20 protein-coding genes are annotated in these 20,146 nt (G+C 63.3%); 13 read left to right on the top strand and 7 right to left on the bottom strand.

Annotation, left to right across the window (positions count from 1 at the left end; translation table 11 throughout):
- Positions 1–341: 341 nt before the first annotated feature.
- From ACUJB0_RS30845 to ACUJB0_RS30855, 3 genes are all read left to right on the top strand, one after another.
- Positions 342–1,691, top strand: a complete 1,350-nt coding sequence (locus ACUJB0_RS30845; protein WP_444848602.1) for a sensor histidine kinase — start codon at positions 342–344, stop codon at positions 1,689–1,691.
- A gap of 71 nt (positions 1,692–1,762) precedes the next feature.
- The gene (locus ACUJB0_RS30850) at positions 1,763–2,530 is read left to right on the top strand and encodes a LytR/AlgR family response regulator transcription factor (RefSeq protein ID WP_444848603.1); all 768 of its coding nucleotides are present in this window, start codon (positions 1,763–1,765) and stop codon (positions 2,528–2,530) included.
- A 100-nt stretch (positions 2,531–2,630) separates the two neighbouring features.
- Entirely contained in the window at positions 2,631–3,791 is a 1,161-nt protein-coding gene (locus ACUJB0_RS30855) for a sensor histidine kinase (RefSeq protein WP_444848604.1), read from the top strand.
- A gap of 6 nt (positions 3,792–3,797) precedes the next feature.
- Here the strand turns inward: ACUJB0_RS30855 and ACUJB0_RS30860 are convergent, their stop codons facing one another.
- The 3 genes from ACUJB0_RS30860 to ACUJB0_RS30870 form a co-directional block, all read right to left on the bottom strand.
- Positions 3,798–4,889 (bottom strand): porin, encoded by a 1,092-nt coding sequence (locus ACUJB0_RS30860; protein WP_506737539.1) that lies wholly within the window; start codon positions 4,887–4,889, stop codon positions 3,798–3,800.
- Between the two features lie 173 nt (positions 4,890–5,062).
- Positions 5,063–5,716 (bottom strand): class I SAM-dependent methyltransferase, encoded by a 654-nt coding sequence (locus ACUJB0_RS30865; RefSeq protein ID WP_444848605.1) that lies wholly within the window; start codon positions 5,714–5,716, stop codon positions 5,063–5,065.
- A gap of 15 nt (positions 5,717–5,731) precedes the next feature.
- Positions 5,732–6,673, bottom strand: a complete 942-nt coding sequence (locus ACUJB0_RS30870) for a CysB family HTH-type transcriptional regulator (RefSeq protein ID WP_444848606.1) — start codon at positions 6,671–6,673, stop codon at positions 5,732–5,734.
- Positions 6,674–6,826: 153 nt separating this feature from the next.
- Between ACUJB0_RS30870 and ACUJB0_RS30875 the strand changes: the two genes are divergently transcribed.
- The 8 genes from ACUJB0_RS30875 to ACUJB0_RS30910 are packed head-to-tail and all read left to right on the top strand — an operon-like array spanning position 6,827 to position 14,448.
- Positions 6,827–8,518 carry a nitrite/sulfite reductase gene (locus tag ACUJB0_RS30875; RefSeq protein WP_161091559.1) on the top strand — a complete coding sequence of 564 codons (1,692 nt, stop codon included), beginning with the start codon at positions 6,827–6,829 and terminating at the stop codon, positions 8,516–8,518.
- Positions 8,511–9,104 (top strand): DUF934 domain-containing protein, encoded by a 594-nt coding sequence (locus ACUJB0_RS30880; protein ID WP_444848607.1) that lies wholly within the window; start codon positions 8,511–8,513, stop codon positions 9,102–9,104. Before ACUJB0_RS30875 ends, ACUJB0_RS30880 begins: the two co-directional genes overlap by 8 nt.
- 10 nt (positions 9,105–9,114) lie before the next feature.
- A complete protein-coding gene (locus ACUJB0_RS30885; RefSeq protein WP_117014593.1) occupies positions 9,115–9,834 on the top strand; it encodes a phosphoadenylyl-sulfate reductase in 720 nt (239 codons plus the stop codon).
- A 35-nt stretch (positions 9,835–9,869) separates the two neighbouring features.
- Complete coding sequence (gene cysD / locus ACUJB0_RS30890; RefSeq protein ID WP_161085297.1) at positions 9,870–10,811, top strand: sulfate adenylyltransferase subunit CysD; 942 nt, start codon at positions 9,870–9,872, stop codon at positions 10,809–10,811.
- A complete protein-coding gene (locus ACUJB0_RS30895) occupies positions 10,812–12,119 on the top strand; it encodes a sulfate adenylyltransferase subunit 1 (RefSeq protein WP_444848608.1) in 1,308 nt (435 codons plus the stop codon).
- Between the two features lie 5 nt (positions 12,120–12,124).
- Positions 12,125–12,886: a uroporphyrinogen-III C-methyltransferase gene (gene cobA / locus ACUJB0_RS30900; RefSeq protein ID WP_444848609.1), complete on the top strand. Its 762-nt coding sequence runs from the start codon at positions 12,125–12,127 to the stop codon at positions 12,884–12,886.
- Positions 12,887–12,925: 39 nt separating this feature from the next.
- Complete coding sequence (locus ACUJB0_RS30905) at positions 12,926–13,675, top strand: hypothetical protein (protein ID WP_444848610.1); 750 nt, start codon at positions 12,926–12,928, stop codon at positions 13,673–13,675.
- A complete protein-coding gene (locus ACUJB0_RS30910) occupies positions 13,675–14,448 on the top strand; it encodes a glutaminyl-peptide cyclotransferase (protein ID WP_444848611.1) in 774 nt (257 codons plus the stop codon). The genes ACUJB0_RS30905 and ACUJB0_RS30910 overlap by 1 nt, the downstream gene beginning before the upstream one ends.
- Here ACUJB0_RS30910 and ACUJB0_RS30915 read toward each other — a convergent pair.
- Positions 14,438–15,292: a LysR family transcriptional regulator gene (locus ACUJB0_RS30915; RefSeq protein WP_444848612.1), complete on the bottom strand. Its 855-nt coding sequence runs from the start codon at positions 15,290–15,292 to the stop codon at positions 14,438–14,440. The genes ACUJB0_RS30910 and ACUJB0_RS30915 overlap by 11 nt on opposite strands.
- Positions 15,293–15,386: 94 nt before the next feature.
- Between ACUJB0_RS30915 and ACUJB0_RS30920 the strand changes: the two genes are divergently transcribed.
- Positions 15,387–15,878, top strand: coding sequence for a lipocalin-like domain-containing protein (locus ACUJB0_RS30920; RefSeq protein WP_444848613.1), 492 nt, complete (start codon positions 15,387–15,389; stop codon positions 15,876–15,878).
- Here the strand turns inward: ACUJB0_RS30920 and ACUJB0_RS30925 are convergent.
- The 3 genes from ACUJB0_RS30925 to lptF are packed head-to-tail and all read right to left on the bottom strand — an operon-like array spanning position 15,855 to position 18,519.
- Positions 15,855–16,244 (bottom strand): sirohydrochlorin chelatase, encoded by a 390-nt coding sequence (locus tag ACUJB0_RS30925; protein WP_444848614.1) that lies wholly within the window; start codon positions 16,242–16,244, stop codon positions 15,855–15,857. The genes ACUJB0_RS30920 and ACUJB0_RS30925 overlap by 24 nt on opposite strands.
- A gap of 2 nt (positions 16,245–16,246) precedes the next feature.
- On the bottom strand, positions 16,247–17,416 hold the full coding sequence (lptG, locus tag ACUJB0_RS30930; RefSeq protein ID WP_161085304.1) for an LPS export ABC transporter permease LptG: 1,170 nt from the start codon (positions 17,414–17,416) through the stop codon (positions 16,247–16,249).
- Positions 17,413–18,519: an LPS export ABC transporter permease LptF gene (gene lptF / locus ACUJB0_RS30935; RefSeq protein WP_444848615.1), complete on the bottom strand. Its 1,107-nt coding sequence runs from the start codon at positions 18,517–18,519 to the stop codon at positions 17,413–17,415. Before lptF ends, lptG begins: the two co-directional genes overlap by 4 nt.
- Positions 18,520–18,650: 131 nt before the next feature.
- Here lptF and ACUJB0_RS30940 point away from each other — a divergent pair, with 131 nt between their 5' ends.
- Positions 18,651–20,144 (top strand): leucyl aminopeptidase, encoded by a 1,494-nt coding sequence (locus ACUJB0_RS30940; RefSeq protein ID WP_444848616.1) that lies wholly within the window; start codon positions 18,651–18,653, stop codon positions 20,142–20,144.
- Positions 20,145–20,146 lie beyond the last annotated feature (2 nt).

Consider the following 20,146-nt stretch of genomic DNA (forward strand, 5'->3'; position numbering starts at 1 on the left):
GTTGTGTCCGTCAGCGAAGAAGAAAGAGTATGAAGCGTTTAGACCGTTTCGTCAACCCCTTCTTTTTCTCCTCACATCACTCAGCAACATGTGCTGTGTTCTGCGAGGGGGAGAACTATAGCAAACGGAAATGAATTCCGCAAGTGCTGCGCCGCAACGCGTGGCCGCCCTTCCCCTATCTCCGCCTCCCATCCCCGTTATTCTGCAGACTGTCGCATGGCATTGGCTGCCATGCCCACAATCCCTTACAGTTGCATCATCCCAATAGCTTTGTCCAATAACAGTTGTTCGCTAAGCTACACTTGCCGCTTGCATGACAATTCATAGAACGAAAGCCTCACATGTTTCCGATGCCTAAAACCCAAGACACCCTGAAAACCGCCGGCGCATGGCTGCACCGCGGTTTCGATGCGACCGCTACCTGGGTTACTCAACTGTCGTGGTGGAAGTTCCTGGTGTTCGCGGTGCTAACGCTGATCGCCGGCTCCATCCTGCAGGACGAGCTGTTCTCGTCCAGCCCGGACGAAGAAGTCGTGATCAAGAACGACAAGCATCCCAAGCGCAAGAACGGCGACACCAATATCCTCATCGACGACAGCGGCATCCACTTCAACCCGCGCGGCAAGATCCGCAACAAGGATACCGACAAGTCCGATAAAAACGATTCCTCCGATTCCAGCAACGAAGACAGTAATTCGCCCCACATGCCGCCGGTAGCCCCTCCGGCCGAACCCGCCGACGCGGCGCCCGCCGCGCCGCCGGCACCTCCGGCCCCGGCCGCTAAAGTGGGCAAGCCAGGCGCCGCATCCGTTCCTGCCCTGCCCACCCTGCCGGGCGAGGAAGTCCACATCGACCTGCCGCCGCAGATCGGCGAAGAGCTGTCGAACGCCATCGAAGAAGCGGTCGACGATGCCGCCGAGCAAAAAGTGACCCGCTACCACCGCCAAGCCTCGACCTGGTTCAAGAGCTTCGTCTCCCTGCTGGTGCTCGCGCTGTTCGGCACCAAGGCGCTGATGGGCGGCAAAAAACGCGCCGAGGCCGAGACCCTGACCGCCAACGCCGCCGTCGAACGCGAATCCATGCAGCGCCAGCTCAGCGAAGCGAAGATGCAAATGATGCAAGCCCAGGTCGAACCGCATTTCCTGTTCAACACCCTGGCCTCGGTCGAGCACCTGATCGAAACCGACCCGCCGCGCGCCTCGGCCATGCAGCGCAGCCTGATCAAATACCTGCGCGCGGTGCTGCCTCAAATGCGCGACAACGCCCTGATCACCAACCTGGGCCGCGAAGCCGACATGGTGGTGGCCTACCTGAACCTGCTGAAAATGCGCATGGAAGAGCGCCTGACCGTCGACTTCGACATCCCCGACGGCCTGCGCACTGCCGCCTTCCCGCCGATGATGCTGCAGTCGATGGTGGAAAACGCCATCAAGCACGGCCTCGAAGCCAAACCCGAGGGCGGCACGCTGAAAGTACGCGCCGACGTGGCCCATAACAAGCTGCGCGTGATCGTCACCGACAACGGCCTCGGCTTCGGCGCCGTGCCCAGCGACGGCACCGGCCTGGGCCTGATGACCATCCGCGAACGCCTGAAACTGCTGCACGGCGACCAGGGCCAGTTGCTGATCGCCGCCAACAGCCCAAGCGGCGTCATCGCCACGATCGAAGTCCCGTACCAGCTGTCCAAATAAGATCGATTGATTATTACAGCGATTCGTTGAATAATTAATTGTTTAAATAATTAACATTGCAGAACACACCCATGCCTACAGCAATTATTGCCGACGACGAACGTTTGATGCGCGACCAACTGCGCATGCGCCTGGGCCAGGTCTGGCCCGAGCTGGAGATCATTGGCGAAGCCAAGAATGGCGACGAGGCGATCGAGCTGGTCGACCAACTCAAGCCGGACTTCACCTTCCTCGACATCCGCATGCCGGGCAAGACCGGCATGGAAGCGGCCACGGTCATCGGCAACAAGAGCCACATCGTGTTCGTGACCGCCTACGACGCCTACGCGGTCGAAGCCTTCGAACGCGGCGCGGTCGACTACGTGCTCAAACCGCCCGAGCAGGAGCGCCTGCAGATCACGGTCGACCGTCTCAAGACCCGCATGAGCAAGCCAGGCGCGGCCGCCGACGTCAACGCCAGCGTGACGGCCATGCTGTCGCAGCTGGCGGAAAAGATCGCCACGCCCAAGCCGACCTATCTGCAGTGGATCCAGGCCAGCATCGGCCAAGACCTGCGCATGATCCCGGTCGAGGAAATCCTGTTCTTCCGCTCGGACGAAAAGTACACCTGCGTGCAGACCGAACGCTACGAGGCGCTGATCCGCAAGCCGGTGCGCGACCTGGCCGAGGAGCTGGACCCGTCGCTGTTCTGGCAGATCCACCGCGCCACGCTGGTCAATGTCAACGCCATCGAGGGCGTGACGCGCGACATCCGCGGCCGCCATCTGGTCATGATCAAGGGCAAACCGGACAAGCTGGAAGTGAGCCGCAGCTTCCTGCACCTGTTCAAGCAGATGTAATACCGCCGCCGACGTCCCGTACGTCTGCGGCATATCAAACCCTAGCCACGCGCTTGCTTTAGTGTGAATCCACGCGGCCGCCGGCCGCATGGAGGCGCGCATGGGTCGAACCCGATCACTACTGTTACTCACGGGCGCCATCGCGCTCGCCAGCCGCCTGTCCTGGCGCATGGGCTGGCAATGCGCGCGCACGGCCACGGCCCACAAGCGCAGCCGCGGCATCATTCAGCACGCCAACGACGCCATCATTTCCACCGACGATCGCCAGCGCATCCTGCAAGCCAATCCCTCGGCGGCCGCCATGTTCGGCACCACGGTACAGGCGATGGAGGGGGCGCCGTTGCAGCAATTCATCCCGCGCGACCAGCGCCTGAGCAACGAGCCGGCCTCCACCCGCTACTTCGGCAATACCGGCATCCGGCTGCGCATGAAAGGCCGCCGCGCCAGCGACTACGCTGTGACCGGGCTCAGGGCCGGCGGCCAGCACTTCCCGCTGGAGGGCTCGATCTCGTCGCTGGCGGAAAACGGCCACCGCATCTACACCATCATCCTGCGCGACATCACCGAGCGCAAGCTGGTGCAGGAGCAGCTGGAACAATCCTACTCGCAGCTGCGCGAGCTGTCGGCCGCGCTGCAGACGATACGGGAAGAGGAACGCAAGCACATCGCCCGCGAGCTGCACGACGACCTGGGCCAGCTGCTGGCGACGCTGCGGGTGGATCTGGCGCTGCTGCAACAACAGCACAACAACGATGCGGCGGCCCGCAAACTCCAGGCCGGCATGGACGAGCTGCTGATGTCGGCGATCACGTCGCTGCGGCGCATCGCCAGCAATTTGCGCCCGCGCGCGCTCGATGAGGGAGGCTTGTATTTTGCGCTGGAGAGCCTGCGGCAGGAGTTCGTCGCGCGCTACGGCATCGCCTGCACGCTGGACGCGAATGAAGAAGACTTGATACTGGACGACGCCTACAGCACGGCCATCTTCCGCATTGCGCAGGAAGCGCTGACCAACATCACCCGCCACGCCGAGGCGAGCAAGGTCATGCTGTCGCTGTACCGCGTTGACGGGCAGCTGAAAATCACCATCCACGACGACGGCCGCGGCATCGCCGAAAAGGATATGGACAAGGCATCGTCCTTCGGCCTGATCGGGATGCGCGAACGCGTCTGGGCACTACATGGCGACATCTCCATCGTCAGCGACGGCGGCACCCGGATCACGATCCGGCTGCCGCTGCCGCCTCAGGAAAACGCCGCCTGATCCCGCTTAGAACGCGTGACGGATGCCGACATTGAAGGCCTTGTCGCCGCTACCAGGTTCGTTGTTGTTACCAACGGTGTAGCCGGCGCCGTTCTTGTTCTTGATCTTGGCGTAGGCGACATACATGCCGGTACGCTTCGACAGCGAGTACAGGTAGCCCAGTGCCCACTGGTCGGCGTCCTGGTTGTTGACGGTCTTGTCGTTCTTGCGGATGTACGAAGCCATGATGGTGCCGCTCGGAGCGACCGGCACTTGCACGCCGATCAGCAGGTCGTTGCTGTCGATGCTGGCTTTAGGCGCCACGGCGTAGCCGTAGGCATTGGCCACCGGCAGTGCCGCGCTGTTCACGCCCTTGTCCGCGCCGTAGGCGAAGAAGGCTTTGACAACCTGGAAGTCGTAGTTGATCGCGAACAGGGTGTTGCGGCCGGTGTCCTGCAGCTTGGCAGGGGTCGCGCCAACAGCGGCGGTGTCGTTGTTGCGGTTGTTGTACACCAGGCGCGCGTTCAGCGGACCGTTGGCGTAGTTCAGGCCGAAGCCGAACTGGCGGCCGGCGGTCGAGCTGCCAGCCTGCTCGCCCAGCGAATACAGGCCGTCGGCGCTGAAGCCTTCCATGACCGGGGTCGAGTACACCAGGGCGTTGCTGGTGCGGGTGTTGGCGCCCGCGGCTGGGAACAGATTCTTGATGCTACCAGCGTAACCAGCGCCGAACGGGTCGGCGACCTGGCTCATGGCGTTGTACAGCATGGTGTATTGACGGCCGATGGTCAGGGTGCCGGCGTCCTTGCTCTTCAGGCCGACGAACGACTGGCGGTTGAACAGCGCGCCATTGGAGTTGTCCAGGGCGCCGTCATCCACTTTCACGCCGGTTTCCAGGGTGAAGATGGCCGACAGGCCGTTGCCCAGGTCTTCTGTGCCGCGGAAGCCCAGACGGGACTGGCCGCCGATACCGCTGGTGACTTTGGTCACGCTGCCTGCGGCGCCGCCGCGCTCGCTGACCAGGCCGGCATCGACCAGGCCATAGATCGTGACATTCGATTGAGCTTGTGCTTGAGCCGCGAAACCGCCGATGATCATTGCTACCAGAGTAAGTTTTTTCACTTGATGTTCTCTACTTGAGGTTGAAAGAAGTAATTGCATGTAATGAATCTACGCGGCGTATCTTGCCTATCAATTACTTCAACAATGTGACATCAACCATTTGTTGTAAATCGGCATCAATATAAAAAAAAGCCGCTGGAGGCGGCTTTAGGGGACTTTAGGTTTAGGGGACTTTATTTCAGCTTGCAACTGAGCAGGTAGTAATACTCCAGCCGCTCGACGCGGATCTGCCGCGCCGACGTGGCGAAGCGCTTGCGCAGCGTGCTGTCGGTCAGGTAGTTCTTCATCACTTCGTAGCGCTGGCCGTCGTCGGCGGTCAGGATCTGGAAAGTGTTGCCTTCCAGGTCGGTGCGCGCGAACACCATGCTGTTGCCATCGACATAAGACTCATCCAGCAGCACCAGCAGCACATCCTTGCCCAGCTTGGCGCGCAGCGTCTTCAGGTATTTTTCCTGGTCTTCGCGCTTGACGTGCGCCCACAGGCCGGCCGCGAACACCGCCGTGTACTTGCCTTCCAGGCCGTCCGGCAGGTCGAAGGCGTCCATCACGCCGAAAGTCACCACGTCCTCGTCCAAGCCACGGGTTTCGGCCAGCGCGATCATTTCCGGGACCAGGTCGGTGGCATGCACCGATTCCGCCACTTCGGCGATCAGGTCGGTCCAGTAAGCGGTGCCGCAGGCCAGCTCCAGGACCTTGTGGCCCTGGAACAGCTCGGCGACCATTTCCTGCAAGTCATCCAGATCGTCGAAGCGCTCTTCCTGCGCGTAGACCTGGTCGTAGTTGTCGGCGTTGACGGCATAAAATTGTGCCAACTGATTGGTAATCATGTCTTACTTTCTAATTTACAGTTCGTAGTGTTCTTTTTCACCGCTCATGGCCTGCTCGATCAACTTGCGGTTGAGCGTAGGCGTCAGCAGTTCAATAAAGGTGTAGATATAGCTGCGCAGGTAAGCCCCCTGCTTGACCGCCACCCGCGACACATTCATGCCGAACAGGTGGCCCACAGGGATAGCGCGCAGGTTCTTGTCGCGCTCGGCGTCGAAGGCCATGCCCGCTATGATACCAATCCCCATGCCCAACTCCACATAAGTCTTGATCACGTCGGCATCGATGGCTTCCAGCAGCACGTCCAGCTTCAGCCCGCGCAGGGAGAAGGCATGGTCGATCTTGCTGCGGCCGGCAAAGGCGCCATCGTAAGTGATAATCGGGAATGCGGCAATTTCTTCCAGCGTGATCTGGCGGGATTTAAGCAGGGGATGGTCGGGCGACACCACCACCACGTGCTCCCATTGATAACACGGCAAAGTTATCAAACCAGTCACGCCGGCGATGGATTCGGTGGCGATGGCCAGGTCGGCCTGGTCGCGCTGGACCATCTCGGCGATCTGCTGGGGATTGCCTTGCAGCAAAGACAACCTTACCTTGGGAAACTTCAGCATGAAGGCCTGCACCACCTTCGGCAGCGTGTAGCGCGCCTGCGTGTGTGTGGTGGCGATGGTAAAACTGCCGCTGTCCTGGGCGGCATATTCCTTGCCGATGCGCTTGAGGCTGTCGATCTCCTGCATAATGAGCTCTACCGATTCCAGCACCAGCCGCCCCGGTTCCGTCAGGCCGCGGATGCGCTTGCCGTGCCGGGTGAAGATATCGACGCCCAGCTCCTCCTCCAGTTCGATAATCGCCTTGGAAACGCCGGGCTGCGAGGTAAACAGCGCCTTGGCGGCATCGGTCAGGTTGTAGTTCTGGCGTACAGCTTCGCGCACGAAGCGCAGTTGGTGAAGGTTCATTGCAGATCCAGGCCCATCATAAATTATTAACGTGCATGCTTATACCCAATACGTATATAAGCAAATAAAGACTAAGTCGTATGGAATAAAGACGAAGTTTATTACTATTAGCGCTAGTTTGGGGGTTCTAGCAAGCGACTATCTAGGAAGAATATGTATCAATACGACCAATATGACCATCTCATCGTCCGCGAACGCATCGCCCAGTACCGGGACCAGGTGCGCCGCCGCCTGTCCGATGAGCTGACCGAAGCCGAATTCCTGCCGCTGCGCCTGCAAAACGGCCTGTACATGCAGCGCCACGCCTACATGCTGCGCATCGCCGTGCCGTACGGCCTGCTGGCATCGAAGCAAATGCGCATGTTCGCGCAGATCGCCCGCAAATACGACCGTGGCTATGGCCACTTCACCACGCGCCAGAATATCCAGTTCAACTGGATCGAGCTGGAACAAACCCCGGACATCCTGACCGACCTGGCCTCGGTGGAGATGCACGCCATCCAGACCTCGGGCAACTGCATCCGCAACACCACCTCCGACCCGTTCGCCGGCGTGGCCGCCGACGAGATCATCGATCCGCGTCCGTACGCCGAGGTGCTGCGCCAGTGGTCCACCTTCCACCCTGAATTCATCGCCCTGCCGCGCAAGTTCAAGGTCGCCATCAACGGCGCCGTCGAAGACCGCGCCGCCATCGCCGTGCACGACATCGGCCTGACCGTGGTGCGCAACGACGCCGGCGAGATCGGCTTCAAGTTCATGGCCGGCGGCGGCATGGGCCGCACGCCCATCCTGGGCAGCGTGATCCGCGACTTCCTGCCATGGCAGCACCTGCTGACCTACACCGAAGCCGTGATGCGCGTGTATAACCAGTACGGCCGCCGCGACAACAAGTACAAGGCCCGCATCAAGATCCTGCTGAAGGCGATCGGCGTCGAGGAATTCACGCGCCAGGTCGAAGCCGAATGGGCGGACCTGAAGGACGGCCCGGAAACGCTGACCGTCGAAGAGATGCAGCGCGTGATCGACTACTTCCAGCCGCCCGCGTACAAGCAGCTGGACGACAGCGACGTGGTCGCGGCGCACGCCGGCAACAAGGCCTTCGCCAACTGGGTCAACCGCAACGTCAAGCCGCACAAGCAGCCCGGCTACGCCGCCGTGGTGCTGTCGCTGAAGAAGACCGGCGTGCCGCCGGGCGACGCCACCGCCGAGCAGATGGACTTCATGGCCGACCTGGCCGACCGCTACAGCTTCGGCGAACTGCGCGTCACGCACGAGCAGAACATCATCCTGGCCGATGTCGAGCAGTCGCAGTTGTACACGCTGTGGGAACAGATCAAGGCCAAGGGCCTGGCCACGCCGAACATCGGCCTGCTGACCGACATGATCTGCTGCCCCGGCGGCGACTTCTGCTCGCTGGCCAACGCGAAATCGCTGCCGATCGCCGCCGCCATCGCGGAGCGCTTCGACAATATCGACTTCCAGCACGACATCGGCGAGATCGAACTGAATATCTCCGGCTGCATCAACGCCTGCGGCCACCACCACGTCGGCAGCATCGGCGTGCTGGGGGTCGACAAGGACGGCAGCGAATGGTATCAAGTGTCGATCGGCGGCGCGCAGGGCAACAACGCCGCCATCGGCAAGATCATCGGACCGTCGTTCTCCGCGCTGCAGATGCCGGAAGTGATAGGCCGCCTGCTGCAGGTGTATGTGCGCGACCGCTACGAAGGCGAGTCGTTCGCCGACTGCGCGCAGCGCCTGGGCGTCGCGCCGTTCAAGGAATTTGTGTACGCCACGCCGATCGTCGAAGCCGGTCGCCTGGTTGGAGAGGATGAATATGTCTGAAGCAGTGAAGAACCTGATCATCAAGGGCCATGAAATCGTCGAAGACGACTGGCAGGTGCTGCGCCTGGCCGAACCGGTCGACGGCGCGCCGAAGCACGACCCGGCCACCGTCGCCGTCCCCGAGGGTAAATTCATCGTTCCGCTGAGCCTCTGGCTGGTGCAGCGCGAGCTGCTGGCCGCGCGCGCCGCCGCCGGCGAGATCGGCGTCTGGATCGCCAGCGACGAGCGCCCGGAAGCGCTGAAGGACGACCTGTCCAAGGTCGCGCTGATCGCCGTCGACTTCCCTAAGTTCACCGATGGCCGCGGCTACTCGATCGCCTACAACCTGCGCACCCGCCTGGGCTGGACCGGCGAACTGCGCGCCATCGGCGACGTGCTGCGCGACCAGCTGTTCTCGATGCGGCGCGTCGGCTTCAACGCCTACGCCACGCGTCCGGACCGCAGCATCCACGATGCGCTGAAAGGCCTGTCCGATTTCTCGGAGACCTACCAGGCGTCGGTGGACCAGAAGGTGCCGCTGTTCCGCCGCCACGCCCGCAATGTCGGCGTCGGCGCCGGCACCAATAACGACGGCTTCGGCATCTGAGGGAGCGGCGATGAGCGACATGAACAAGCTGATTGCGGACACCCGCGCCACGCTGGACCGCATCGTCAAGGACCACAGCCCGGCGGTCTTCGCCTCCAGCCTGGCGGCCGAAGACATGGTGCTGACCGATTTGATCCTGAAATCCAAACTGGATATCGGCATCTTCTCGCTCGAAACCGGACGCCTGCATCCCGAGACGCTGGCCATGCTGGACCGCGTGAAGGAGCACTACGACGGCTACGAGATCGCGCTGTACAAGCCGCAGCCAGAAGCGGTCGACGCCTACGTCGCGCAGAATGGCTTGAACGCCTTCTACGACAGCGTCGAGATGCGCCGCGAGTGCTGCCGCATCCGCAAGGTCGAGCCGCTGGGGCGCGCCCTGGCCGGCAACAAGGCATGGGTGACCGGCCAGCGCCGCGCGCAATCGGCCACCCGCACCTCGCTGATGGTGGAGGAGGACGATCCGGCCCACTTCATGACCAAGTTTAATCCGCTGGCCGACTGGTCGGAGCAGGACGTCTGGAACTACATCCGCGACAATAACGTGCCTTACAATGCACTGCACGACCAGGGTTATCCATCGATCGGCTGCGCACCCTGCACGCGCGCCATCGAACCGGGCGAAGACGTCCGCGCCGGCCGCTGGTGGTGGGAGAATCCGGACTCGAAGGAATGCGGCCTGCACATGGTCGATGGCAAACTGATACGCATTAAATCCGTGGCGGCTTGATTAGCAAGCGCCCCACAAAAGAATAGGCATAGTCCATGAACGCTATTGTTGAAAACCCCGCCGCGCATGCAACGCAAATGAACTCGCGCCACCTCGACGCACTGGAATCGGAAGCGATCCACATCATGCGCGAAGTGGCGGCCGAATGCAGCAACCCCGCCCTGCTGTTCTCGGGCGGTAAGGACTCGGTGGTCCTGCTGCGCATCGCGGAGAAGGCTTTCCGTCCCGGCAAATTCCCCTTCCCGCTGGTGCACGTCGATACCGGCCACAATTTCGAGGAAGTCATCACCTTCCGCGACAAGCGCGTGGCCGAACTGGGCGAACGCCTGATCGTCGGCTCGGTGGAAGAGTCGATCAAAAAAGGCACGGTGCGCCTGCGTAATCCGCAAACCGATTCGCGCAACGCCGCGCAGGCGGTGACGCTGCTGGAGACCATTGCCGCACACGGCTTCGACGCCTGCATCGGCGGCGCGCGCCGCGACGAAGAGAAGGCCCGCGCCAAGGAACGCATCTTCTCCTTCCGCGACGAATTCGGCCAGTGGGATCCCAAATCACAGCGCCCGGAATTGTGGGACCTGTATAACACCCGCGTCCATCCGGGCGAGAACATGCGCGTGTTCCCGATCTCGAACTGGACCGAGCTCGATGTGTGGCAGTACATCGCCCGCGAAAAGCTGGAGCTGCCGCCAATCTACTTCGCCCATGAACGCCAGGTCATTCCGCGCAACGGCCTGCTGGTGCCGCTGACCGACCTGACCCCGGCGCGCGAAGGCGAAACCGTCGAGACCCAAGTGGTGCGCTTCCGCACCGTCGGCGACATCTCCTGCACCTGCCCGGTGTCGTCGGATGCGGCCACGGTGGAGCAGATCATCGCCGAAACCGCGGTCACGCAAATCACCGAACGCGGCGCCACCCGGATGGACGACCAGACCTCCGAAGCATCGATGGAAAAACGTAAAAAAGCAGGATACTTCTAAATGAACGCACTGAATGAGAATCTGACTGAACGCGGCCTGCTGCGCTTCATCACCGCCGGTTCCGTCGACGACGGCAAATCCACGCTGATCGGCCGCCTGCTGTTCGACAGCAAAGGCATCTTCGCCGACCAGCTGGACGCCATGTCGCGCTCCAAGCACAAGCGCACCGTCGGCGAAGCGGTCGACCTGTCGCTGCTGACCGACGGCCTGGAAGCCGAACGCGAACAAGGCATCACCATCGACGTGGCCTACCGCTACTTCGCCACGCCCAAGCGCAAGTTCATCATCGCCGACACGCCGGGCCACGAGCAGTACACCCGCAACATGGTCACCGGCGCTTCGACCGCCGACGCCGTCATCATCCTGATCGACGTGTCGAAAGTGAAGTTGCGCGAGGACGGCGGCGTGGACCTGCTGATCCAGACCAAGCGCCACTCGACCATCGCCCACCTGCTGCAGATCGAGCACGTGATCGTCGCCGTCAACAAGATGGACCTGGTGAACTACGACCAAGCCATCTACGACCGCATCGTCAAGGCCTACGGCGAGTTCGCCGCGAGCCTGGGCCTGAAGGACATCACGCCGATTCCGCTGTCCGCCCTGACCGGCGACAACGTGGTCGACGCCAGCGAGAAACTGAGCTGGTACAAGGGCCCGACGCTGATCGAGCTGCTCGAATCGCTCTCCGTCTACGAAGAATCGCACAACGCGCCGTTCCGCTTCCCGGTGCAGTTGGTGGCGCGCCACAACGGCCACGAAGCCAACGACTTCCGCGGCTACATGGGCCGCATCGAAGCCGGCAAGGTATCGGTCGGCGACAAGCTGGTGGTGCAGCCGTCCGGCCAGAGCGCGACCGTCAAGGACATCGTCACGCTGGAAGGTTCGCACCAGTCGGCGGTGGTCGGTCAATCGGTCACGCTGCTGCTGAACGAATACCTGGACATCTCGCGCGGCGATTTGCTGGCCAGCGCGACGCAACCTGCCACCCTGCTCAAGCAGCTGAAGGCGGACGTGTGCTGGATGTCCGACGAGCCGCTGGACCAGCGCCGCAAGTACTGGATCAAGCACGGCACCAAGCAGACCTCGGCCAAGATCACCGGCATCGACTCGCTGTTGGACATCAACACGCAGCAGCGCCACAGCGCCGAAGGCCTGAAGCTGAACGACATCGCCCGCATCGGCCTGACCGTGCAGCAGCCGCTGGCGGCCGACGCCTACGACGACATCCGCGCGACCGGCGCCTTCATCCTGATCGATGAAGTCACGCACCAGACGGTGGCGGCGGGCATGATCCGTCTCGGCGAGTAATCCAGATGGCATCCCGCGGAAAAGTCTACCTGATCGGCGCCGGCCCCGGCGCCCAGGACCTGATCACGCTGCGCGGCGCGCGCCTGCTGGCGCAAGCCGACGTGGTGATGCACGACGCGCTCGTGACCGCGGAGATGCTGGAACTGTGCCCTCAAGCCGAAAAAATCCTGGTCGGCAAACGCTACGGCCAACTGTCGACCGCACAGCAGTTCATCAACAAGCAGATGGTGGACTACGCGCATAAGGTCCCGCTGGTGGTGCGCCTCAAGGGCGGCGACCCGATGCTGTTCGGCCGCGCCGACGAGGAACTGCGCGCGCTTGAAGAAGCCGGCATCGAAGTCGAAGTCGTCCCCGGCATCACCACCGCGCTGGCCGCGGCGGCGGCCAGCAAGCAGCCGCTGACCAAACGCGGCGTGGCGCGCAGCGTCGCCTTCTTCACCTCCTCGACCGCGCCGGAGCACTCGACGCACGACGCCATCCCGGACACCGACACGCTGGTGCAGTACATGGGCGGCCGCGAAGCCACCGCCACGGCGGAACGCCTGCTGGCGCAGGGCCGCCGTCCCGATACGCCGGTGGTTGTCATCGAAAACTGCAGCCGTCCGGACCAGCGGATCCGCCGCCTGACCGTCGCCTCGCTGGCGCAGGGCCTGGGCGCGGCCCACGGTCCCGTGCTGGTGATGCTGGGCGAAGCGATGACCACCCGCTCCCACCAGAACATCGAACACCCCCAACTCCCTTCAGCTGCAGAGCAACTGCGCGCCTGATCCGTAATAGAATGTCCATACACACCAACCGAGGTAGCGATGGACAAAGTTCAAGAAGTACTGGAACGCGCGTGGAAGGCCCATTCCGAGGGCGCCTTCGATAGCGCGCTGGCCGACTATATCTGGCTGTTCGACGCCAGCGCGGCCGATGCCGACAGCGCGTCGCTGCGCCTTTCCTACATCCTGAGCGCCTGGGCCAAGCTGGCGGAAGAGCACCTGCCGGCACGCCACGCGCTGGTCGAGCTGCGCGACCGCGACAGCCGGCGCCTGCTGGCGCAAGCCGGCGATGCCAATGCCAACGTCGACGCCGCCGCGCTGTTCAACGACATCCGCGCCATCAACGACAAACTGGGCGACCTGCAAAACACCTGGCATCTGTTCCAGCAACTGCCGGAAGCGCTGGCCGCGCAATGCGCCCGCTCGGCGCTGCCGTCGCTGATGGTGTGCGGCGACTACGCGCTGGCCAGGCACCATTTCCCGCATCCGGAGCAGCACCTGGCGCAGGCGGCCGCCCTGCTCAACGAACGGCGCGCCGGCCTGAACGTGCTCACCACCGAGGGCATGCACGCGCTGCTGGCCGAGGTGTACAACTATGTCACCGAACTGGCGCTGGTACTGGACTTGCTGGCCGGCTGCGGCGATACTGCTGCGGCGGAAGCGGCGCGTGCACAGGCGGTGACGCTGGTGCAGTCGCCCGAAGCGCGCGCCTGCGTCCAGGCGGAACTCGACGCCCCCGGCACGACGCTCGACGCCATGATCGAACTCGAAAACTCATCAGCGACCGAATAGTGAAAACAAACTGCGCCAAGACCCTGCTCCTCCTCGCATTGATGCCGGCCGCCGCCGGCGCCTTCGCCGCCATTCCGACCTACGACTTCAAGATCGTCCACACCTATCCGCACGATCCGCAAGCCTTCACCGAAGGCCTGCTGTACCGCGACGGATTCCTGTACGAGAGCACCGGCCTGAATGGCAAATCGTCGATCCGCAAGGTAGAACTGGAGACCGGCAAGGTCCTGAAGACCAAGGACATCCCGCCGCAGTACTTCGGCGAGGGGCTGACGGTATGGAAGGACACCTTGGTCGGCCTGACCTGGCAAACGCAGACCGGCTTCGTGTTCGACCTCGCCACCTTCGAGATGCGCGGTCAGTTCGCCTACCCGGGCGAAGGCTGGGGCCTGACGCAGAACGGCAAGGAGTTGATCATGAGCGACGGCACGGCCACGCTGCGCTTCCTCGACCCCAGGACCTTTCTTGAAGTGCGCCGCGTGAAGGTGACGGCGGACGGAATCCCGGTCGACCAGGTCAACGAGCTGGAAGTGGTGGGCGACGAAATCTACGCCAACCTGTGGCACACCAACACCATCGCCCGCATCGACCCGGCCAGCGGCAAGATCACCGGCTGGATAGACCTGGGCAAGCTGTACCCGGCCGCCGGCAAAGGCCTCAACGGCGAGAACGTCATGAACGGCATCGCCTGGGACGCCGAGAAAAAGCGCCTGTTCGTCACCGGCAAGCTGTGGCCCAAGCTGTACGAGATCAAAATCGTACCTAGGAAGTAAACAGCGCGATCAATTCGTCGGCCACCGCTCGCACCGGCGCGGCACGCCGCACATCCTCATGCATGACGATCCAGAGCTTGCGCCTGACCGGGCAGGCCGGCGAGTCGATGGCGACCAGGCCGCCACGCTGCATCGCGGACAAATATTCGGGCAGCACCGCGACCCCGCAGCCGGCCAGCGTGGCCTGGTACAAGGCGCCCAGGTCGTTGGAGCGCAGGCAGTAGCGGCGCCCGTCGCGTATCTTCTCCAGCCATTGCTGCTGCGGCGTGTCCTGCATCAGCTCATCGTAGCCGGCGAACTCCCATTGCTCCGGTGTGCGCGCAGCCAGATAGTCCGCGCTGGCATACAGGCGATACGCCACCGTCGTCAGCGCCCGCACCACCAGCCCCGGAGCGTCGGGGCGCCTGAAGCGCAGCGCGATGTCCGATTCGCGCCGCATCAGGTCCGTCTCGCGCGACTCGCCGCGCAAATCCAGTTCGATGCCAGGCAGGCGCATTAACGCAGGCTTCAGGCGCGGCGCCAGCAGGTAGGCCGCCAGCGCCGGCGGTGCCGATACCCGCACTTTGCCGTTCAACTGGGCGGCGCCGCTGGCCGCCCGCATCAGGCCGTGCAGGCTCTCTTCCATCATGCGCGCGTGCGGCACCAGCGCCCTGCCGGCCGCCGTCAGCGACCAGCCCCTGGGAAAACGGTCGAACAGCGTCACCGCCAACGCCGCCTCAAGCGCGTCGATGCGCCGGGCAACGGTGGTGTGTTCGACGCCGGCCGCACGCGCGGCGCCGCTCAGCGTGCCGGCGTCGTGCAGCGCAAGGAAGTAGCGGAGGTGGTCCCAGTCTGGTTGGCTCATTGTGCAATTATGCACACATATTGGGCGGATTTCGCCAATTTCGCTCGGATGGTTTTGCCGCTATCGTGACCGTATCGCCACCAGGGAGACCGCCATGAAACTGCTGAACCGACTATTTTGCCTCGTCATGTGGGTGCCGGCCACACAGGCCGCCGGCGCCGCGCCGGACTGTCCGCTGGCCGGCACCTGGACGCTGGTCGCCGCCGACCAGCTGCTGCCGGACGGCAGGCGTGTGCGCGACTATGGCGAAGCGCCCGCCGGCCTGATGATGATCGACCGGCAGGGCCGCTACAGCGTGCAGATCTACCGCTCCGGCCGGCCGCGCTTCGCCGGCGGCGACAAGAAGAGCGGCACGCCGGCCGAATTCGAGGCTGCCGTTCTCGGATCGAGCACGCACTTCGGCACCATCGCCGTCGACAGCGATGCGCGCACGCTGACCTTCAGTATCGCCAGCGCGGCCTTTTCGAATTGGGAGGGAACGCAGCAGAAGCGCAGCTACGAATTGAACGGGGATGAACTCAGCTACCACGTGCCGGCCAGGCCGGACGGGCATATTCCGCTGTCAGTCTGGCGCCGCCTGCGCTGACAGGGAGTCCACGCAATAATCGGCCAGCGCATTGAGCACGGCGGCGTTCTCGCCGGCCGCCTCCACCACGTTGATGCCAACTTGCGGATGATCGATGCGCAACTGGTCGATCATCAGCGGCAGGTCGCGCAGCACATGGCCGCCCTGCCCCAGGAACACCGGCACCACGGTGATCTGCGTGATGCCTTCGGCGGTCAGCTCGGCCACCAGCGCCGGCAGCTGAGGCGTCATCAGCTCAAGGAAGGCCAGCGACACCCGCACCCCGGGCGTGCGCGCCTGCGTCAACTCGCGCAGCCGCTCGAACGGCGCCGCCCAGGATGCGGCGCGGGCGCCGTGCGCGAAAAGGATCAGGGCTTGCTTGGTCATTGCTAATGTCGCTCCACCCACCACAAGGCCCCCAGGGCCAGCAGCAGGAATAATATACTTGGCGCGATCGCCGTGACGATCGCCGGGAAGGCGCTCAGCATGCCCAGGTGGGAGAACAGGGAGTTCACCAGCTGGAAGCTGACACCGATCATGATACCGACAAAGATCTTCAAGCTCACGCCGCCGCTGCGCGTGTGCAGGTAGCCGAACGGCAGCGCCAGCGCCATCAGCACGAAGATGGCCAGCGGGTCGAACAGCTTTTTCCAGAACGCGATCTTGAAGCGCTCCGTCTCCTGCTTGTTCTCCTGCAGGTGGCGGGTGTAGACGGCCAGCTCGTTGGCCGACATGCGCTCGGGGTCCGAGCCGGCCACCGACAGGATCTTCGGCGTGACCTCGGACAGCAGGTCCTTGGTGGCGCTGTGGCGGGTTTCGATCAAGCTGGTGTCCTGGGCGAAGTTGTTGGCCAGGTTAGCCTCGCTGCCCGGCTTGAGCAGCGCTGGATTGGTGAAGATATTTTCCGTCACGTCCGACAGCTGCCAGCTGTTGTTGCCCTTGAAGGTGCCCATCTTGGCCAGCGTGATCGAGCGCAATCGGAAGCTGGTGTCGAATTCGTACAGCTTGACGTCGACCAGCGTGCCATCCGGCTGCACCTGGCGCACGTTGAAGAAGCGCGAGCCGGTCACGGTCCCGCTCATGCCGTCCGACTTGACGATGTCCTTGGTCCATAGCCCGGAGCGGAACTCCGACGAGATCGCGGCGCCGCGCGCGCTCAACTTGATTTTCTCCGCCAGCGGCGCGGTGCGTGGCGCCACCAGCTCGCCGAAGATGAAGGTGACGATCACCAGCACGAAGCCGATCTTGGCCAACATCCAGCCCACCATCCCGGTCGACATGCTGGCCGCGCGCATGATGGTGAACTCGGACGTCGCCGCGAACTGCGCCATGGTGTAGATGGTGCCGATCAGCGCCGCCAGCGGCATCACCTCGTACACGTGGGCCGGCAGGCGCACCAGCACATACAGGAAGGCGTACTGGATGGTGTAGCCGTTCTTGCCGACCGACGGCAGCTCGCCCGTCAGGTCGAAGAACGCCTGCAGCGCCAGGAGGGCGACCACCAGGAATGCCACCGCCTGGAAAATCGTGACGGCGAAATAGCGTTGCAGGATCTTCATGGCGATACGGCTTTCTTGTCAGCGGCGCGCGAGCGCTTCAGCGCCGCCAGCAACGCCAGCGGATGGTAACGATGGTTGAGATTGAGGCGCCACGCGAACAGCGCGACCACCAGCAGCATGACAATCAGGTGCAGCGGCCACCAGGACAGCGCGAAAACCGATTTGCCCTGCTTGACGTTGGCCTCCACCAGCTTGACCAGATTGCTGTAGCTGAAGAAGATCAGCACCGCGATGATCAGGTTGGCCGAGCTGCCCGCGCGCGGATTGACAAAGCCCAGCGGAATCGCCAGCAGTATCAGCACCAGGCAGGTGACCGGCGAGGCGATGCGCCACAACAGCTCCGCGCGGCCGGCCGGCGTGGCGTCGTTAAGCAGATCCATGATCGGCACGGCGGCGACATTGCGCTCGGACTCCAGGTCCTGGGTCTGGTTGGTCACGCGCATGCTGTAGCTTTCGAACTCCATGGTCTGGAAGTCCGACTGGCCGGGCGTGCCCTGGTAGCGGCGGCCGTTCTTGAGCACCAGATAGCGTTCGCCCTTGGCGCCGGTGTTGACCACGCCCTCGCGCGCGACGATGACGGCGGTGCCGTGTTCGTCGATCGTGTTGACGAACACGTTCTGCACCACGGCGCTCTTGCCGGCCACGCCCTCAACGAAGAAGATGCGGTTGGCCGACGCCGATTCCTTGAACTGGCCCGGCGAAACCTTCTGCAAATCCTCGCGCTTTTCGAAGCGCTCCACGTACTCCGAGCTTTTCTGCTTGGCCCACGGCGTGGCGATGAAGCTCAGGGCCGCGGTGGCCAGCACCAGCGGCAGGCCGAAGACCAGCACCGGCGCGATCCACCGGGTCAGGCTCAGGCCGGAGGCGAACCACACCACCATCTCGGAATCGCGATAGGTGCGCGTGACGACCATCAGCACCGAAATAAAGCTGGTGAGGATCACAAGAGTTGGCAGATAATTCAAGGCTGCGAAGGCGATCAGCGCGAGCACGTCGCCGGAGGCCACCTTGCCGCCGGCGGCCATGCCGAGGACGGTGATCAGGGTCCAGGTGACGCAGATGCTGAACAATACGGTGAAGGTGGCGCCGGCGGCACTTGCCATTTCACGTCTCAAGGCGCGTTGAAAGATCATTCGAAAGTTATAATTCGGTAGTTAAGGGCCTCACTGGGCCACAAGTTTAAATAACAGCCTGACAAACAGGCTGGCAATTCGTACACGACACGGAGAATCAAATGGACTTTAGCATAAAAGCATTCGACACAAAAAACACCATCGCTTCGGCCAAAGCCGGCGTTGTCGCCGTCGCGGTCTTTGAGAACAAGAAGCTGTCGCAGGCCGCCAAGGCGCTGGACGGTTCCGGTGAAATCACGGCTGCGCTGAAGTCCGGCGACATCTCCGGCAAGGCCGGCACCACCCTGCTGCTGCGCGGCGCGAAAGGCGCGAGCGCCGAGCGCGTGCTGCTGGTGGGCCTGGGTAGCGACGATGCCGTCAGCGAGAAGAATTTCGCCAGCGGCGTGACCGCGGCGCTGAAGGCTTTCTCCGCGCTGGGCGCGAGCGACGCTATTATCGCACTGCCGATGACCGAAGTGAAAGAGCGCGATGTGAATTGGGCGATCCGCTGCGTGGTCCAAAGCGCGCACGAAAGCGTGTTCCGCACCGATGGCCAGAAGAGCAAGAAGGATCCCGCGCCGACCGGCGTGAAGAAAATCGCGCTGGCGGTCCCGAACACCGCCGCCACCAAGCTGGCGCTGGCCCAGGCCGTGGCGATCGCCAACGGCATGGACCTGACCAAGGAACTGGGCAACCTGTCGGCCAACGTCTGCACCCCGACCTACCTGGCCAACACCGCCAAGAAGCTCGGCAAGGACTACAAGTTCGACGTTGAAGTGCTGGACCGCAAACAGCTGGAAGCGCTGAAGATGAACAGCTTCCTGTCGGTGACCAACGGCAGCGAGCAGCCGCCGAAGTTCATCATCCTCAAGCACATGGGCGGCAAACCGAAGGACGCGCCGGTGGTGTTGGTCGGTAAAGGCATCACCTTCGACACCGGCGGCATCTCGCTGAAAGCCGGTCCAGGCATGGACGAGATGAAGTACGACATGGGCGGCGCCGCTTCGGTGCTGGGCACCTTCCGCGCCATCGGCGAGATGAACCTGAAGCTGAACGTGATCGGCGTGATCGCCGCCTGCGAGAACATGCCTTCCGGCCGCGCCACCAAGCCGGGCGACATCGTCACCTCGATGAACGGCCTGACCATCGAGATCCTCAACACCGACGCCGAAGGCCGCCTGGTGCTGTGCGACGCGCTGGCCTACGCCGAGCGCTTCAACCCGGCCGCGGTGATCGACATCGCCACGCTGACCGGCGCCTGCATCGTCGCCCTGGGCCACCACAAGAGCGGCCTGTTCACGCGCGACGACGACGTGCACAACAAGCTGGCCGACGAGATCATGGCGGCGGGTAAAGCAGCAGGCGACACCGCATGGCGCCTGCCGATCGGCGAGGAGTACAACGAGCAGCTGAAGTCCAACTTCGCCGACCTGGCCAACATCGGCACGCCGGGCGGCGCGTCGTGCACGGCTGCCGCGTTCCTGGAAAACTTCACCCGCAAGTACACCTGGGCGCACCTGGACATCGCCGGCACCGCATGGAAATCGGGCGGCGCGAAAGGCGCCACCGGCCGCCCTGTGCCGCTGCTGTCGAACTTCCTGATCAACCGCGCGTAAGC

Origin of the sequence: Duganella caerulea (assembly GCF_040362985.1) — a bacterium.
In the GTDB taxonomy this organism is placed as follows: Bacteria; Pseudomonadota; Gammaproteobacteria; order Burkholderiales; family Burkholderiaceae_D; genus Rugamonas; species Rugamonas vulcania.

Excerpts from the sequence above, each read along its gene's own strand:
- ACUJB0_RS30845 (WP_444848602.1), top strand. The coding sequence starts at position 342 with ATGTTTCCGATGCCTAAAACCCAAGACACCCTGAAAACCGCCGGCGCA.
- ACUJB0_RS30850 (WP_444848603.1), top strand. The coding sequence starts at position 1,763 with ATGCCTACAGCAATTATTGCCGACGACGAACGTTTGATGCGCGACCAA.
- ACUJB0_RS30855 (WP_444848604.1), top strand. The coding sequence starts at position 2,631 with ATGGGTCGAACCCGATCACTACTGTTACTCACGGGCGCCATCGCGCTC.
- ACUJB0_RS30865 (WP_444848605.1), bottom strand. The coding sequence starts at position 5,716 with ATGATTACCAATCAGTTGGCACAATTTTATGCCGTCAACGCCGACAAC.
- ACUJB0_RS30870 (WP_444848606.1), bottom strand. The coding sequence starts at position 6,673 with ATGAACCTTCACCAACTGCGCTTCGTGCGCGAAGCTGTACGCCAGAAC.
- ACUJB0_RS30875 (WP_161091559.1), top strand. The coding sequence starts at position 6,827 with ATGTATCAATACGACCAATATGACCATCTCATCGTCCGCGAACGCATC.
- ACUJB0_RS30880 (WP_444848607.1), top strand. The coding sequence starts at position 8,511 with ATGTCTGAAGCAGTGAAGAACCTGATCATCAAGGGCCATGAAATCGTC.
- ACUJB0_RS30885 (WP_117014593.1), top strand. The coding sequence starts at position 9,115 with ATGAGCGACATGAACAAGCTGATTGCGGACACCCGCGCCACGCTGGAC.
- cysD (WP_161085297.1), top strand. The coding sequence starts at position 9,870 with ATGAACGCTATTGTTGAAAACCCCGCCGCGCATGCAACGCAAATGAAC.
- ACUJB0_RS30895 (WP_444848608.1), top strand. The coding sequence starts at position 10,812 with ATGAACGCACTGAATGAGAATCTGACTGAACGCGGCCTGCTGCGCTTC.
- cobA (WP_444848609.1), top strand. The coding sequence starts at position 12,125 with ATGGCATCCCGCGGAAAAGTCTACCTGATCGGCGCCGGCCCCGGCGCC.
- ACUJB0_RS30905 (WP_444848610.1), top strand. The coding sequence starts at position 12,926 with ATGGACAAAGTTCAAGAAGTACTGGAACGCGCGTGGAAGGCCCATTCC.
- ACUJB0_RS30915 (WP_444848612.1), bottom strand. The coding sequence starts at position 15,292 with ATGAGCCAACCAGACTGGGACCACCTCCGCTACTTCCTTGCGCTGCAC.
- ACUJB0_RS30920 (WP_444848613.1), top strand. The coding sequence starts at position 15,387 with ATGAAACTGCTGAACCGACTATTTTGCCTCGTCATGTGGGTGCCGGCC.
- ACUJB0_RS30925 (WP_444848614.1), bottom strand. The coding sequence starts at position 16,244 with ATGACCAAGCAAGCCCTGATCCTTTTCGCGCACGGCGCCCGCGCCGCA.
- lptG (WP_161085304.1), bottom strand. The coding sequence starts at position 17,416 with ATGAAGATCCTGCAACGCTATTTCGCCGTCACGATTTTCCAGGCGGTG.
- lptF (WP_444848615.1), bottom strand. The coding sequence starts at position 18,519 with ATGGCAAGTGCCGCCGGCGCCACCTTCACCGTATTGTTCAGCATCTGC.
- ACUJB0_RS30940 (WP_444848616.1), top strand. The coding sequence starts at position 18,651 with ATGGACTTTAGCATAAAAGCATTCGACACAAAAAACACCATCGCTTCG.